This is a genomic window from Lysinibacillus sp. NPDC097279 (genome assembly GCF_044761745.1).
Taxonomy (GTDB): Bacteria; Bacillota; Bacilli; order Bacillales_A; family Planococcaceae; genus Lysinibacillus.
The window spans coordinates 415,332-429,620 of record NZ_JBIWDA010000002.1; the positions used below are offsets into that span (position 1 = coordinate 415,332).

The window sequence follows — 14,289 nt, forward strand, 5'->3', positions numbered from 1 at the left end:
TTTTTAAGGTATGGTTTCCTTTCGTGTTCATTTTATGCGCTGTGGTTGACTTTATTGGAATAATGCTTGGTAAGCTTGCTTGCCAAAGTAGATTCCAAAACCAATCATTAATAAGGCTGAGATAAAAGAAACTGTTTTCAAAAGCTTTATGGATAGTAATTTTCGAGCGACACTGGATAAAAAGGAATAAATAAAATCTATAAAAATAATGCCAATTAAAATAGACGTACTGACTAAAATGATTTCATACCCTGTTGAAATATCAGACGTTTTTGCAAGTATGGAGCCGTAAATTCCCAGCCAAAAAAGGATGGTTAACGGATTCAAAAAAGACATGAAAAAACCAGACATAATCGAGTGTCTCAGTCTTGTTCTTTTACCCGTTTTCGAATCTATTTCAATTTTATGTAACGACAGTAAACTTTCGATTCCTGTATACAAAAGAACAAAACAGCCGAAAGACCAAAGAATTGTTTTTAGCCAGATGGAATTAATAAATTGTCCAATTCCATAATATACGATAAACATATAGATAATATCGGTCGTTATGGCACCTAGACTAAAAAACCATGCATGAAAAAAGCCATTTTTTAAACCTGTATTTATTAGAATAGATTTAACAGGTCCAATCGTTGCAGCCATTGATATACCTAAAAAGATATAGGTAACTATAGAATCCATAAAATAGCCTCCAATTATCAGATGTATTTGCATTTTATTCGAAGGCAATGACTTTTAGGACAATTTCAAAGTGCAATTCTAATAGCCTTATTGGCTATAGTGTCTCTGTTTTAGAGGTATATTTTTAAGATAATTATTTCAGATGTATTTGAAGAGAGTAACGAAGTGATTTGATGAAACATCTTATACAGGTGATAAAAAAATTAGCTGAAAAAGCTTGAAAGACTCAAATCTATCTATTTTTTGAACGAACGGAAAAGGTAAGTTTATTAAGATTAACCGCAGCGAAAAATAAGAAAAAGTCATTCCCTCCACAAACGGAGAGAATGACTTTCCTTCATAAATCGTAATACTATTGATTACAGTTTTGCCCAACGTTCCTCTAACCAACTCATAAATTGAACACCTTTGTCGCCTTCATACGCATCAAAGACATCTAAACGCATACGTTTTAGTTTATCCGCAAAGTCTGCCACTGTATGGTCCTTCGGCAAGCTCTTTTTAACTCGAAGGAAAATTTTGTCTGTTCCTTTGATAATATCAAAACGTGCAGGTGATGGCTTCTCTACATCCTCACCAAGCGCAACAAGTGCTTCATAGGCTGCTAATTGCACTTTGTGGACAGTATCATGCTGCATACGATTTTTTAATAAATCTATGATTTTGTCATGATGATAAGCCGATAATATTTCGACTGCTTCTAAACGCTCTCGCCAGCTAGATGTATAATTGGCCTGTTTTTTTAACGTTTCATAATGCTCAGGTAATGTTGCTTCAAACTGTTTCAAGTAATTGCACCTCTTTTTTTAACTAGAGGAAAAATGAATTCTTCTTCTGCTTCTCTTATTATACGTTGTCTTACTGAAAAAAGCGAAGAATCGAGGGTAAGCATATAGAAATAGCAAAGCTCAATATGAAAAATTACGACAATCGGGATGCATATGTAAAAATACTGGAGAGAGATGGTCGGTAGGCAATTTTTCAAATGCTGTTGATGACCATAATTCTATTTGGGAAATGCAAAATGGAGAGGGTGGAAAGGCGATTCGTTTATTAACGCCCGAAGAAGAAAAATCGCACATCAAATTTTATTTTACAAAACCATTAAAACCAGAGAATAGTGGTCAATTATAAGCACTTTTCAAACTGTAGACAAACCCAATGAATTTTGAGTTTTCACAATTAAAACGCGAGAACGTGATGGTTTATACATAAATTAAAGAGGCAGGATAATTGAAAAAGGTTTGGAAAGAATACTTCTAAAAAGGAGGTTAAGAAAATGAAAAAAATAGTTATTTCTGTCTTAATATTATTAACTTTAATAGGTACTATTGAGAAAGCATCAGCTCGTACATCTCAATCAACTGGAAAAACTTTAGAAGTCAGTGAACACCAAGAATTATCAATCAAACAAGCTATTGAATTAGCATATCCTTCAGCAATAAAATGGAATGAAAATGCGCAATTATTAGATGCAATCAATATAGATTTAGATAAGCCTGGTAAGGGAATTGGTGCAAACGGTCAAAGGAAAAATTGGAATATATCGTTTGGAGTGCCAGACACTAATAAATATTTTTTAGTAACTATCCATAATGGAGAAATAGATGGACTAAATGATTTAACAACAGAAGGTACTTCCCCCTATCCTAAAAAGGAGTTTATAGGTTTTAATGATATTAAATATGATTCACCTGAATTACTAAAAAAAGCATTAAAAATGGGCAATATTTATCCAGGTAAGGATTGGGCAAAAGGTTACAATTTCATGCTGAGAAAAGATACAGAGACAAATATTCCCTTAATGTTAGTAATCGGTTGGAATCGCGATCAAACAGAAATGACAGCAGTAGGATTTAATGTAACAACAGGAGAATATATTCCGCCAAAAAATTGATTCAATTTTCATTAATTGTGCTTGATTATTGAAGAGACAGTGCTATTCACCTTAAATCAGAGAGCCGAGGATTGTTAAGTTAAAGTATAAAAAAGCGGTCCTCCACAGATTTGTTTGTGGAAGATCGCCTTTTTTATTATAAACACAATCACTCTTCACCGTATAGCAACTAAAAAATCTTTTTAGATTACGATGCTTTACGCATTGATTTCAAAATTACGCTCACAATGAAAACTAGTATAATTGCTCCAATAAGTGCTGGGAAGATATAGAAATCAGAAATTTTAGGACCCCAACTACCAAGAAGCATACCACCAATCCATGCACCGATAATACCTGCGATAATATTACCAATAATTCCACCAGGGATATCTCGTCCTAAAATTATACCTGCAAGCCAACCGATAATCCCGCCAATTATTAAAAACCAAATGAAACTCATACTGTCCATCTCCTATTTTGTATTTTAAATATTTCGCTATAGTGTTTAATAACCTTTATTAAACCTCTTCAAACTTAAAAGAGAAAAAAAGATAAAAATTAGTGGAAGTATGGTGGACATTCTTAGATCTCAAGGTAGCATTTATGGCTAATTTTAAAATTCAAGATTGGTCTTATTCATAAAGTAGCACTTGTGCCCCACAATCGGTGCATCTCTTTCTGTAAAACGAAGAGGATGTGCACAAATAGACGTCAGCTGACGGGTCAGAATAGTTGAATAAACAAAACTTCTTCATTATAAAAACAAGAAAACCTATAGTAGTGGTGTAAAGAATGGAAATCTATAATGTGGGAAATAATGTAGTTCTATTATGCAAATAACAATTCACAATAAAACCAATTCAGTATGGAGGTAAAAAATGAATATCCTCGATTGTATCATTATAGGTGGGGGTCCTTCTGGGTTAAGTGCTAGCTTAACTTTAGGAAGGGCTAGAAGAAACATTGCATTATTTGACAATAGCACGAATAGGAATAGTGTGACACAAGCGTCACATGGATTTATTACTCGTGATGGGATAAAACCAAAAGCGTTTAAAGAAACAGCGTTAAAAGAGTTGGCGAATTATCCGTCCGTATCATATTTTCCTGCAACAGTGAATGAAATTATTAAGGATTTAGGTAATGAGCGATTTACAGTCAAAACATCTAATAGTGAGGAATTTGTTTCTGAAAAAATAATACTCGCCACAGGCATTCAAGAAATATTTACTATTCCAAGTATAAGAAGGTTTTATGGGAAAAGTCTATTCAGTTGTCCGTATTGTGATGGCTGGGAGCAGAAAGATAAGCCATTAGTAGTTATTGCAGAAAAAGAAGAGCATGTACTGCATTTGACTAAGTTAGTTTATAATTGGTCGCAAGATTTGGTTGTCTTAACGAATGGAGCTCAATTATCTAAAGAAGGTACAATGGAGTTGCAAAAACACAATATCAAAATTATATCGGAAAAGATAAAAGACTTAATAGGAAATGACGGTTACTTACAAAAAATAGAGTTTGAAACAGGATCAACAATTAGGAGAACGGGTGGATTTGTAGCCCCATCTTATTATCGTCCAAATCATTTTGCTGAGAGGCTTGGCTGTGATATTCATGAAGATGGAAAAGTTATAACTGATGGTGTTGGTAGGACAACTCAAAAAAACGTATATATTGCAGGGGAAACCGAAAGATCTAAACCATCTTCTTTAATGATTTCAGCTGCTAAAGGAAATAAAGCTGGAGTTTCAGTAAATACTGATTTAACGATGGAGCGCTTTTGATAACGTCTTAACAGCTTAAACACTTCTGTACCAATGTGTTGTCACATATAAACATTATGTTAGAGTTAATATAAGAATGTATGAAGAACGAATTTTGATTTTAGAATTCGTTTTTTCTTGTTGCTTAAAAAGGAATGAAGTTTTTGAACTATCGGCTCATTTGTAAATTATAGTTTTACATGGTGGGGCAACAACAAATAAAATAAGCTCGGAGGAATAAAAATATGAAAAAATTAGGGACTCTATACTTTTTCTGTGGAAAAATGGGGGCAGGAAAAACAACTAAATCAAAACAATTGGCGATAGAAAAACATGCGGTACTGTTATCTGAGGACGAATGGCTGTCATCTCTTTATCCCAATCAGATCACATCATTTGAGGACTATCTAAAATTTTCAGCACAGCTCAAGCCGATATTGAAAAAGCATGTCCAAAATATATTAAGTGTTGGTACGGATGTAGTGATGGATTTTCCAGGTAACACGCAAAAACAGCGAAAGTGGTTTTGGGATATCGCGTCAGAGGTCAATGCAAACCATCAACTAATTTTCCTTAACTTAAATAACGAGCAATGCTTACGTCAAATTGCGCAAAGGCGTAACGAACAGCCTGAAAGAGCAGCTTTTGATACGGAAGCGACGTTTATACAAGTGACGAAATTTTTTGAAGCGCCAGACGCATCCGAGGGTTTAAATATTTTAGAATTTAGTGAAAAAGAATAACATCGACTTTAAAATCGAGTATCTTATCCATATATAAAGAAATTCTGAATTCTTAAAATATAATTACATGCATTTCAGCCTAATTACCGATAGCATATTAAGTGATTATCATTTATGGTTAATAGGTCGTAAAAGAGACTATCAGGTATATCCTGCAAATATATGAAATGATAGGTGAAAAGTATGAATTATCAAGTTTTATTGTATTACCATTACACGAAGATTGAAGATCCAGCTGAATTTTCTGCAACACATTTAGCAATGTGTAATGAAATCGGTTTAAAAGGTCGTATTTTAGTAGCAAATGAAGGCATTAACGGTACTGTTTCAGGTACGATTGAGCAAACAGAACAATACATGGCAAATATGCAAGCTGATGCTTTATTTGAGGGTATAGTCTTCAAAATTGATGCGGCAGATGGCCATGCATTCAAAAAAATGCACGTACGCCCACGTCCTGAGTTAGTAAACTTAGGCTTAGAGGAAGACGTTAACCCACATGAATTAACAGGTCGCTACCTGTCACCAGAACAATTCCTTGCTGAAATGCAAGATGACAATACAGTAGTATTAGATGTACGTAATACGTATGAATACGATGTCGGCCATTTTCGTGGCGCGATTCGACCAGATGTAGAAAACTTCCGTGACACACCAGAATGGGTACGTGAAAATCGTGAGCTTTTCGAAGGGAAAAATGTTTTAACATATTGCACAGGTGGAATTCGTTGTGAGAAGTTTTCAGGATGGATGAAACGTGAAGGCTTTGGTAATGTCGGTCAGTTACATGGCGGTGTTGCAACATACGGAAAAGACCCTGTTGCGAAAGGCCAATTATGGGACGGTCAAATGTACGTCTTTGATGAGCGATTAACAGTGCCAATCAATCAAGTAGAGCATGTAATTATCGGTCGTGATCATTATGACGGTGAACCTTGTGAACGTTACATTAACTGTGCAAACCCTGAATGTAACAAGCAAATCATCGCATCTGAAGAAAATGAAGCAAAGCATTTAGGTGGCTGTACAATCGAATGTACAATGCATGAGCGCAATCGCTACATCGTGCGTCACAATTTAACAGAAGAGCAAGTAGCTCAAACAATTAAGGCGTTACAAGCATAAGCACAAACCTTTGTCTAACCATTATAAACATCATTAAATTTCTTTCTTTATAGAGGTACTTAAAACACCTTCTGTAAGTGTTCAAACTATCCATTACAAAATGGAACTAGTCTGCTCGCTTACATGAGGTGTTTTTTCTTTTGCAAGAATAAGTAAATAGCTAAAGCATAGCGAGGAATAGAACTGAAGCTGTTTAAAGTAAATGTCACAGGGTATTCAAACAATGTAACAGGATTTGATGAGTGTAAGCTCACAAAGTGTTTTCGTATTTTTTTCATGACAATTTAAAAATTATACAAAATAGGAGATGATAATTGATGGGAAACCCACATCTAACAGACCCACGTAAGAAATTTCAAACGAGAAAATTCCCAGATCAAGAACAGAACACTCCAGCGCTACAAAATGAAATGAGACCCAAACCTGACTGTGGAGAAGAATCATATAAAGGATACAATCGGTTAGAAGGGCGCAATGCCTTAATTACTGGAGGCGATTCTGGTATTGGCCGTGCCGCCGCCATTGCCTATGCACGTGAAGGAGCCAATGTAGCTATCCAATTCTTCCCTGGCGAAGAGGAAGATGCCAACGAAGTCAAAGAATACATTGAAAAAGCAGGTAGAAAAGCCTTATTGCTACCATATGACTTGCGAGAAGATGGCTCAGCGACAGAGATTGTTACAAAAACAGTGGAAGCTTTTGGCGGATTGGACACGCTTGTATTGAATGCTGCGCAACAAATCGCACAGCCTTCCCTAAGTGATTTAACAATCAAACAAGTGCAAGACACTTTCAAAGTAAACATAATCAGCATGTTTGAGACCGTAAAAGCTGCGGAAGAACATTTGGAACCTGGAAGTGCGATTATTACCACAACCTCAGTTCAATCTTTCGATCCGTCCCCATCTTTAATGGATTATGCCGCTACAAAAGGTGCGATAAGCAACTTTATGGTATCGCTATCCACATACTTTGCTTCTAAAGGTGTGCGTGTCAATGGCGTCGCGCCAGGACCAATATGGACGCCATTGCAATTAGATAATGGACAATTGCAAGGACAAATTCCTGAATTTGGGCAAAATACGCCCCTCGGTCGTGCAGGACAACCAGTGGAGCTTGCCCCAGTATATGTTCTTCTAGCTTCCGATGAAGGAAGTTATATTACTGGTCAGATTTATGGGGTGACAGGTGGCAAGCCGATAGACTTGTAATGTTAATTACTATGCTCACTTCAGTTGGTGATTTGTGTCTCACGTAACCCCTACTGTTATGCTCCGTAAAAGTTAAAAAAGAAAACAGCTTGGTATGTTTCATAACCAAGCTGTTTTCTTTTTATAATTCAAATTTCACTTCAACTTTTTTTCATTTACATCCTATTCGTACGATATAGTATCAATGCTATAATTTGGATATTGAAGTGAGGAGGTTTTACTATTGATTATGATTAGAGAAAAAATTGAAGGGAAACGATACCAACAACTTATTGAGTTTCTAGCAACGAGATGTAATCGTTTTGCGTTTGTAGAGAACAGACAATTAATGGATGATGAAAAACTGAGGCTAGCATTTGTTGATGAAATAATGGCAGAAATAAAAGACCAAATTATCGACAGGAAAATTCAACGACAGTGGGAGACAACAATACTTGGTGAAAGTACAGCATTTGTTTTTTATTTTCATTTAAATAACGTTACGACACAATTTTTAAAGGAGCGAAGCAACTCACTTTTTGGTTGGATTACTCCAAAATTACCAGAGGATTTGATGTTCTATCAAGATGATCAATGTTTACTAGCAGCATGTTCGCATGAAGGTTTTTTTATCGTTGATGAAAATCTATGGAATAGTTTTAATGATTAATGATGCATGAAGAAAAAGCCGTGTAAGTATTGAATTTTAATCTGAAATAGTATAAGATTTACAAAATTACATATAAAAAGCTATGAAAAGAAGAGTAAGCATACGTACTATCTACAGAGACCTCTGGAAGCTGAAAAGGAGGGATAGGAAATATGTTGAAACAAGCCTCGGAGCTGTGCATTGGATTTGTTTGTTAAAGCAATGATGATGCAACGTATTCTCACGTTAACGAGATAGAGTATCGCAGGTGTTTTATTTCACAATGCCGTACTTGATAAGACTTCTACAGCGATGTAGAAATGAACTGGGGTGGCACCGCGATATGACTCGCCCCCAAGATGAAAATCTTGGGGGTGAGTTTTTTTATTTTGTTTGACTAAAAATAAAAATGGAGTGGTGTAGATGTCCAGATGGAAATATCCTTTAATCCTTTTAGGGGGAATAGGCATTTCAAATGTCGGTGCATGGGTGTACCTAATCGCACTAAACTTAATTATCTTGAATGAAACAGGTTCTCCACTTGCAATTGCTATTTTATATATATTAGGTCCCATTGCAACAATATGTTCGAATGCTTGGGCAGGTAGTTTAATTGATCGGATAAATACAAGAAGACTTATGATGTGTTTAGATATTTTTCGAGCAATTTGTATTGCGTTAATTCCGTTTTCACCTTCATTTATTTATGTTTATGTACTAGCTTTTATCATTAATATGGGCAGTGCTATTTTTCAGCCTACTTCTATGGTGTATATGACAAAACTTATACCAGAAAACGATCGGCAACGGTTTAATGCACTACGTAGTTTTATTAACTCATGTGGTTCACTAATTGGCCCTGTCATCGCTGGAATCTTGTTTTGGATGGGGACTCCTTATACGGCCATTCATGTTAATGCAGTAGCTTTATTTTTTTCAGCATTCATAATTATGATGCTACCAAATGTTGATACAAGACTCAACGAGACAGAGACGCAAAGATTTACATGGGACTTGATAAAAAAAGATTTTCGCATGGTATATCATTTTAGTAAGAACGATACCTATATCACAAAAATATATTTAATATTTAGTGGGACTACGATATTTATGACTGCGATTGATTCCCTTGAGGCAGCGTTTGCTAAAGGCATCCTTTCCATATCAGACACCAATTATGGCTTTTTATTAAGTATCTTTGGAGCGGGCATTATAATAGGATCAATTATTAACACAGTATTTTCAAAACAACTTGCAGTAAATTTATTAATCGGTATGGGGACTATTTTTACCTCAATAGGTTATGTCGTCCTTTATAGTTCGAGTGGCTTTATGAGTGCAGCAACAGGGGTATTTTTAATAGGGTTTGCCGTTACATTTGCAAATACAGGATTTTTGACGTTCTATCAAAATCACGTTCCTGTGAAGATGATGGGGAGATTTGGCAGTATCTTTAGTGTCATTGAAGCGGGTTGCATTGTCGCTTTAACGATTGTAGTAGGGTTAGCTGCTGAATGGACTGCCATCCGTCCTGTTGGATTAATAGGGGCATTCGCCTTTTTATTATTGGGTTTATTGGCATTGAAAGCTGTAACAGAAGCAAAAAGGCAGAAGTATTTTAAAAAAGAGTTTCTACTTTAAACAATTAGTGACACACAAATAGGAGGCGGAAAAATGAAATACATTGAATCAGATAATGTGACTAAACAGGAAAAAGAATATATTTTTCAAGAACTATTAAAATACAATCTTGAAAGTATTGAAGAAAAGCTAATAAGAGATATTGGTCTATTTGTAGAAGATGAAGAGGGGAAAAGGGTTGCGGGTTTGATTGGAGATACACATGGAAATTGGTTAAAAGTTGAGTATTTATGGGTAAGCGAAGAACTTCGTGGACAGCATATTGGTACCGAATTGATGATGAAAGCTGAGAAGATTGCTATGAACAGAGGATGCAAATATGCCTTCCTAAATACGTTTAGTTTTCAAGCACCCGATTTTTATATCAAGCTAGGCTATCAAGAAGAATTTGTCCTCAATCATTATCCGCTAACAGGGAAGCGATATTATTACACAAAAACGCTTTAAGATTGTACTAAGCTACATTATTCATGGGAGTATGGATACTTGTCAACCAACTATTTTAATAAAAAGGTATATATGGTAATATATAGAATATATTAATTAGCTTATGAAGCTTTGTCATTATAAGTTAATTAATTGGATTAAATGAAAAGGATGGGATTGTTCCAATCAATACTAACAAAGTTTCTAATTATTTCAGTCACTCAGAGAGGAGAGGGTTTATGATTTATAATGAGGTTGTTAAAATCGGTGAGACATATTTACTTCCATTAATATCAAAGTTGTACCAGTTGGAAGGTTATGAAATCAAGCCGATAGAAGCACATACTGGAGGGCGTAATGTTGTCTATACATGTGAAAAAGAGGGTGCGGACGCCAAAATACTCAGAATCGCCTACTTAAATGACAGAGGCAGGGAAGATTTCCTTGGTGAAGTTGAGTATATCAGATATTTATTCGAACATGGCGGAAGTGTTTCAGATGTAGTCAACTCTATGAAGGGGAACCTCTTGGAAGAGCTTACTCATAATAATCATACCTTTTTTATCTGTCTATTTAAAAAGGCTAAGGGAAAAATGCTTGTGGAAAATAATTATCGGTACAGGGAAGGCGTTTCGATTACCGAATATTATTATAACTGCGGTAAAGTCCTCGGGAAATTGCACCAATTATCGAAAGAATATAATCCCGTCCATCGTCGGTACAGTTTTCTTGATAAATATAATGTCGAATATATCAATAGCTTAATACCAGGCTCCTTTACTTTGCTTAAGGAAAAGATGGTAGAGCTACTTAAAACCTTAAAAGGATTGGACAGGGACAGTGAGTCATTCGGTATGATCCATTTTGATTTTAACGATGGGAATTACTTGATAGATTTTGATAGTGGACAAATCACTGTATATGATTTTGATAATGCATGTTTCGGTTGGTATATGTATGACTTGGCTGATCTTTGGACACAAGGAGTGGGCTGGATACAATTTGAACAAAATCCTCATGAACGTAAACAGTTTATGGATGATTATTTTAAAATCGTCCTTGAAGGATATAGCTCCGAAACTCATATTAGTAATACGATGGTAGATCAATTACCCTTATTTATAAAAGCAACTCTTATGGAAAATATTCTAGATAGATTTGAAATAATGCAGAATAATGGCGAAGAGCCAGAGTGTGATGAGGAGCTGTCATATCTCATAAAATGCTTGGAAGATGATATCCCATATAAGGGGTTTTTCAATGAAATCTATTCGTGTGAAGAACCCTTTGAGTATGAAAAACAACGCATTTAAACATTGTGTAGTAGCCTTTGATTTCAATATGTAAGGAAAAAAGGACTCGATTCCACTAAAGGGGAATCGAGTCTATATTATTAATGGCTAGGTTTATTTATTCAATTCCTTATACAATACATATTTTAAAGCAGAAATTTCTTCTTCAGATAGTTTACCTTCAATTTCAGATAATACTTCATCCTTACTAATAGAACCGTTTTGCACTTGTTCCTGAATTTCAAGTATACGATTAATGCCTACTTTTTTTATTAACACACGTGTCGCCTCTTCCTTAGTTTGGAAGGGGAGAGTTTCTGGATTTGTAGTTGCCGCTTCACTTACAATTTCTTGAACCATCGAATCATTCTCGATATACGATTTTACTTCTTCTAAATTTGCATCATCTAAATTAGATTCCACTTTTTCGATTATTTTTTCGGAAGCGATATTTGTCCCAAAATGCCACACAGCATAGCCAGCTGCTCCGAGTAAAACAAGCATTATCGCGGTAATTGTTAAAAACTTTTTCATTCACTCACTCCTGACACTTTGAATATAGCACAACTTCTCAAAAACCACGAAGAAAAGCTGCTATTTTTAATTACAATTATTTGGGAACCAAAACAGATCCGTTTGCATCTTAATAAATAGATATATAGTTTTTTCTAAAAAAAATTACATAATCATTCAATGTACATTTCCTTTAAAATATTTTAGTTTCATGTACTTCACTTTCAGAAAGGGAGAATTATTATATTCATTTTATTTGGTATCTTAATTGCATTTATTACTATTCTTTTATTTTTCATTTTCTGTACGAATGTCATAATTTCCGTCATTAAAAAGAAACCCTTTCCTAAAAAAATGCTAATGGCAACGCTATGTGGGATGGCTTTAGTATCTACAATCTATCTTTATGAAACATATTTTTTTACATTTAATGATATAGATCGAGAATTCGTCCAAAAGGGACCAGGCCCAGTCGTATCCCCAACAGAAAAGTATACTGCAAATGCTTATTACGAGCCATATGGTGGTGCAACAGGTGGAGTGAATGTCTGGGTAGAAATTAAAAACAATCGTGAGAACAATAATGTACATACAATTTATTATAGTGATGCAAAAAGTAATTTTTCTATGAAATGGCTTGATGAGGATATCTTGTCTATTATAAATGATGACCCAGATTTTCCAAATTCAAATCGAAGTATTAAATTAAAAGTAGGTAAAGAGATTTATCACGAAAATGGATTGGCTTGTAAAAGTTTGTTAATGAAAGGCGATTATGACACTTGTTATCAAGATTAATATCTCCTTAACAACCTGCAAGAGCCATAATCGAAAAAGTGTCCAACGATAATGTCTTTCGGAAATAAATAGTAGAAAGGGAAGAAGCAGAAAATATCGCTTTCTTCCCTTTTTAATTTCATTATTTATTAGCTAATTGTGACGCTAATTGCTGTGCTTCAGTTGCAGCATTTTTTAAAAGTTCTTCACGATTTAGTATAGAAGATCCTTGAACACGCATAATTTTATAATCTTCTATGCCTATAAAATTAAACATAGATTTCAAATATTTATGTGAGTACTCTACTTCTGTATACCAATCGTTATTTGTATAAATAGAACCACTTCCTTGGATAATAACCATACTTCGACCGTCATTTAATAATCCAACTGAACCGTTTTCAGTATATTTGAATGTTTCTCTTGCAATCAAAATGTTATCCATATAATCTTTCAATTTTGATGGTACATTGAAGTTGTGCAATGGATATGCAATGACATATTTATTGGCACTTTTAAATTGCTGGACTAACTCATGCATTCGTGAGATAGCATGTAATTCTTCATCAGTTAGTTTTTCGTTGTTTGCTTGTTTATTCCAAGCGGCGAAAATAGTTTTATCCAACTGGGGAATATAATCGTCATATAAATTTATTTGCTCAATGATTTCTTCATCAGAATTTTCTTCTTGATAAAAGTCCATAAAGTTACGTAAGCCAACTAAACTAACGGAAGTTGTAGAATCGAATTCAGGATGCGCATTGATGACTAAAAGTTTACTCAAAGTTGTGTTCCTCCTAAAAATTCCTATATAATATCGATTGTAGACAATTTTAATCGTGGATAGAATTTGTCTGTAATTAATATATAGCTTTTTTCTTTTTCCGTCAATGATGTGGACTTATTGTATTTTTCTATGCGAAATATTAAAATATCTTCTTATAGGAGTAGGTGAATAAATATGAAGTATAGTGTAATGGTTGAATATGCTTTACATAGTTTGGTGTATTTGATCGATATACCTTCTGATGAAACAATTGGAATTAAAGATTTAGCAGAGTTTCAAGGATTATCAGAAACCTATTTATCGAAAGTTTTCAGTAAATTATCAAAGGCTGGCATTGTAATTTCGGTTCCTGGTGTGAATGGCGGTTATAAACTGGCTAAGGAACCAACTAATATTTCTTTTTGGGATGTCATTCGAGCAGTCGAAGGTATTAAGCCAATTTTTCAATGCAAAAATATCTTAAAAAATAATGTGATGTATCAAGACGATGAGAAATGCCAATCGTGTACAACTAACTCTACTTGTACGATTAACATGGTTATGTTAGAAGCAGAAAATCAAATGAGATTGTTTCTTCAAAAAAAGACACTTGATTGGTTGAATCAGGAACTCGATTCAGCGTTATCGGAAAAAATGAGAGAAGATTCAAGAAAATATTTTATTAAAAGAGGTTAGTATTTAAGGTGTTTCTTATCGGTCTATCGGATATAAAGCACTTTGTATTTGCCAATAAATGAGGTTTTATAAAACTTATTAATGATTTTAAAGCTATTGAGAAATACTATTTAAATTGCAAAAAAATCGCAAATAGTGTTGACACTTA

General features: G+C 34.5%; 17 protein-coding genes and 1 other annotated feature. Of the genes, 12 read left to right on the forward strand and 5 right to left on the reverse strand.

Annotation, left to right across the window (positions count from 1 at the left end; translation table 11 throughout):
* Positions 1 to 51: 51 nt before the first annotated feature.
* Both ACIQ1H_RS12070 and ACIQ1H_RS12075 read right to left on the reverse strand, forming a co-directional pair.
* Entirely contained in the window at positions 52 to 681 is a 630-nt protein-coding gene (locus ACIQ1H_RS12070) for a LysE family translocator (RefSeq protein WP_173478169.1), read from the reverse strand.
* A 359-nt stretch (positions 682 to 1,040) separates the two neighbouring features.
* Positions 1,041 to 1,469 carry a HEAT repeat domain-containing protein gene (locus ACIQ1H_RS12075; protein ID WP_173478170.1) on the reverse strand — a complete coding sequence of 143 codons (429 nt, stop codon included), beginning with the start codon at positions 1,467 to 1,469 and terminating at the stop codon, positions 1,041 to 1,043.
* Between the two features lie 151 nt (positions 1,470 to 1,620).
* Between ACIQ1H_RS12075 and ACIQ1H_RS12080 the strand changes: the two genes are divergently transcribed.
* Together ACIQ1H_RS12080 and ACIQ1H_RS12085 are read left to right on the forward strand one after the other, a co-directional pair.
* Positions 1,621 to 1,815 carry a DUF6241 domain-containing protein gene (locus ACIQ1H_RS12080; RefSeq protein ID WP_402889493.1) on the forward strand — a complete coding sequence of 65 codons (195 nt, stop codon included), beginning with the start codon at positions 1,621 to 1,623 and terminating at the stop codon, positions 1,813 to 1,815.
* Positions 1,816 to 1,960: 145 nt separating this feature from the next.
* A complete protein-coding gene (locus ACIQ1H_RS12085; RefSeq protein WP_402889020.1) occupies positions 1,961 to 2,578 on the forward strand; it encodes a hypothetical protein in 618 nt (205 codons plus the stop codon).
* A gap of 187 nt (positions 2,579 to 2,765) precedes the next feature.
* On the opposite strand, the gene ACIQ1H_RS12090 is transcribed toward ACIQ1H_RS12085, so the two are convergent.
* Complete coding sequence (locus ACIQ1H_RS12090) at positions 2,766 to 3,020, reverse strand: GlsB/YeaQ/YmgE family stress response membrane protein (protein ID WP_173478173.1); 255 nt, start codon at positions 3,018 to 3,020, stop codon at positions 2,766 to 2,768.
* Positions 3,021 to 3,438: 418 nt separating this feature from the next.
* Between ACIQ1H_RS12090 and ACIQ1H_RS12095 the strand changes: the two genes are divergently transcribed.
* The 8 genes from ACIQ1H_RS12095 (at position 3,439) to ACIQ1H_RS12130 (ending at position 11,410) form a co-directional block, all read left to right on the forward strand.
* Positions 3,439 to 4,344, forward strand: a complete 906-nt coding sequence (locus tag ACIQ1H_RS12095) for an NAD(P)/FAD-dependent oxidoreductase (RefSeq protein ID WP_402889022.1) — start codon at positions 3,439 to 3,441, stop codon at positions 4,342 to 4,344.
* A 224-nt stretch (positions 4,345 to 4,568) separates the two neighbouring features.
* Positions 4,569 to 5,066, forward strand: a complete 498-nt coding sequence (locus ACIQ1H_RS12100; protein WP_402889024.1) for a P-loop nucleotide/nucleoside kinase family protein — start codon at positions 4,569 to 4,571, stop codon at positions 5,064 to 5,066.
* Between the two features lie 183 nt (positions 5,067 to 5,249).
* Positions 5,250 to 6,191 (forward strand): oxygen-dependent tRNA uridine(34) hydroxylase TrhO, encoded by a 942-nt coding sequence (gene trhO / locus ACIQ1H_RS12105; RefSeq protein ID WP_402889025.1) that lies wholly within the window; start codon positions 5,250 to 5,252, stop codon positions 6,189 to 6,191.
* Positions 6,192 to 6,508: 317 nt separating this feature from the next.
* A complete protein-coding gene (locus ACIQ1H_RS12110; protein WP_337981853.1) occupies positions 6,509 to 7,402 on the forward strand; it encodes an SDR family oxidoreductase in 894 nt (297 codons plus the stop codon).
* Positions 7,403 to 7,631: 229 nt separating this feature from the next.
* Positions 7,632 to 8,051 (forward strand): stage III sporulation protein AH, encoded by a 420-nt coding sequence (locus ACIQ1H_RS12115; RefSeq protein ID WP_402889495.1) that lies wholly within the window; start codon positions 7,632 to 7,634, stop codon positions 8,049 to 8,051.
* Positions 8,052 to 8,124: 73 nt separating this feature from the next.
* Positions 8,125 to 8,389: a binding site (T-box leader), on the forward strand.
* 64 nt (positions 8,390 to 8,453) lie between these two features.
* Positions 8,454 to 9,671, forward strand: coding sequence for an MFS transporter (locus ACIQ1H_RS12120; protein ID WP_402889028.1), 1,218 nt, complete (start codon positions 8,454 to 8,456; stop codon positions 9,669 to 9,671).
* Positions 9,672 to 9,704: 33 nt separating this feature from the next.
* Positions 9,705 to 10,118, forward strand: coding sequence for a GNAT family N-acetyltransferase (locus ACIQ1H_RS12125; protein WP_402889030.1), 414 nt, complete (start codon positions 9,705 to 9,707; stop codon positions 10,116 to 10,118).
* Positions 10,119 to 10,336: 218 nt separating this feature from the next.
* Entirely contained in the window at positions 10,337 to 11,410 is a 1,074-nt protein-coding gene (locus ACIQ1H_RS12130) for a phosphotransferase enzyme family protein (protein ID WP_402889032.1), read from the forward strand.
* A 93-nt stretch (positions 11,411 to 11,503) separates the two neighbouring features.
* Here ACIQ1H_RS12130 and ACIQ1H_RS12135 read toward each other — a convergent pair whose 3' ends face one another.
* A complete protein-coding gene (locus tag ACIQ1H_RS12135) occupies positions 11,504 to 11,923 on the reverse strand; it encodes a hypothetical protein (RefSeq protein ID WP_173478181.1) in 420 nt (139 codons plus the stop codon).
* Between the two features lie 339 nt (positions 11,924 to 12,262).
* Between ACIQ1H_RS12135 and ACIQ1H_RS12140 the strand changes: the two genes are divergently transcribed.
* Positions 12,263 to 12,700: a DUF5412 family protein gene (locus ACIQ1H_RS12140; RefSeq protein WP_483869770.1), complete on the forward strand. Its 438-nt coding sequence runs from the start codon at positions 12,263 to 12,265 to the stop codon at positions 12,698 to 12,700.
* Positions 12,701 to 12,821: 121 nt separating this feature from the next.
* On the opposite strand, the gene ACIQ1H_RS12145 is transcribed toward ACIQ1H_RS12140, so the two are convergent.
* Positions 12,822 to 13,463, reverse strand: coding sequence for an FMN-dependent NADH-azoreductase (locus tag ACIQ1H_RS12145; RefSeq protein WP_402889036.1), 642 nt, complete (start codon positions 13,461 to 13,463; stop codon positions 12,822 to 12,824).
* 177 nt (positions 13,464 to 13,640) lie between these two features.
* On the opposite strand from ACIQ1H_RS12145, the gene ACIQ1H_RS12150 reads away from it, so the two are divergent.
* On the forward strand, positions 13,641 to 14,141 hold the full coding sequence (locus ACIQ1H_RS12150) for an RrF2 family transcriptional regulator (protein WP_402889038.1): 501 nt from the start codon (positions 13,641 to 13,643) through the stop codon (positions 14,139 to 14,141).
* Positions 14,142 to 14,289 lie beyond the last annotated feature (148 nt).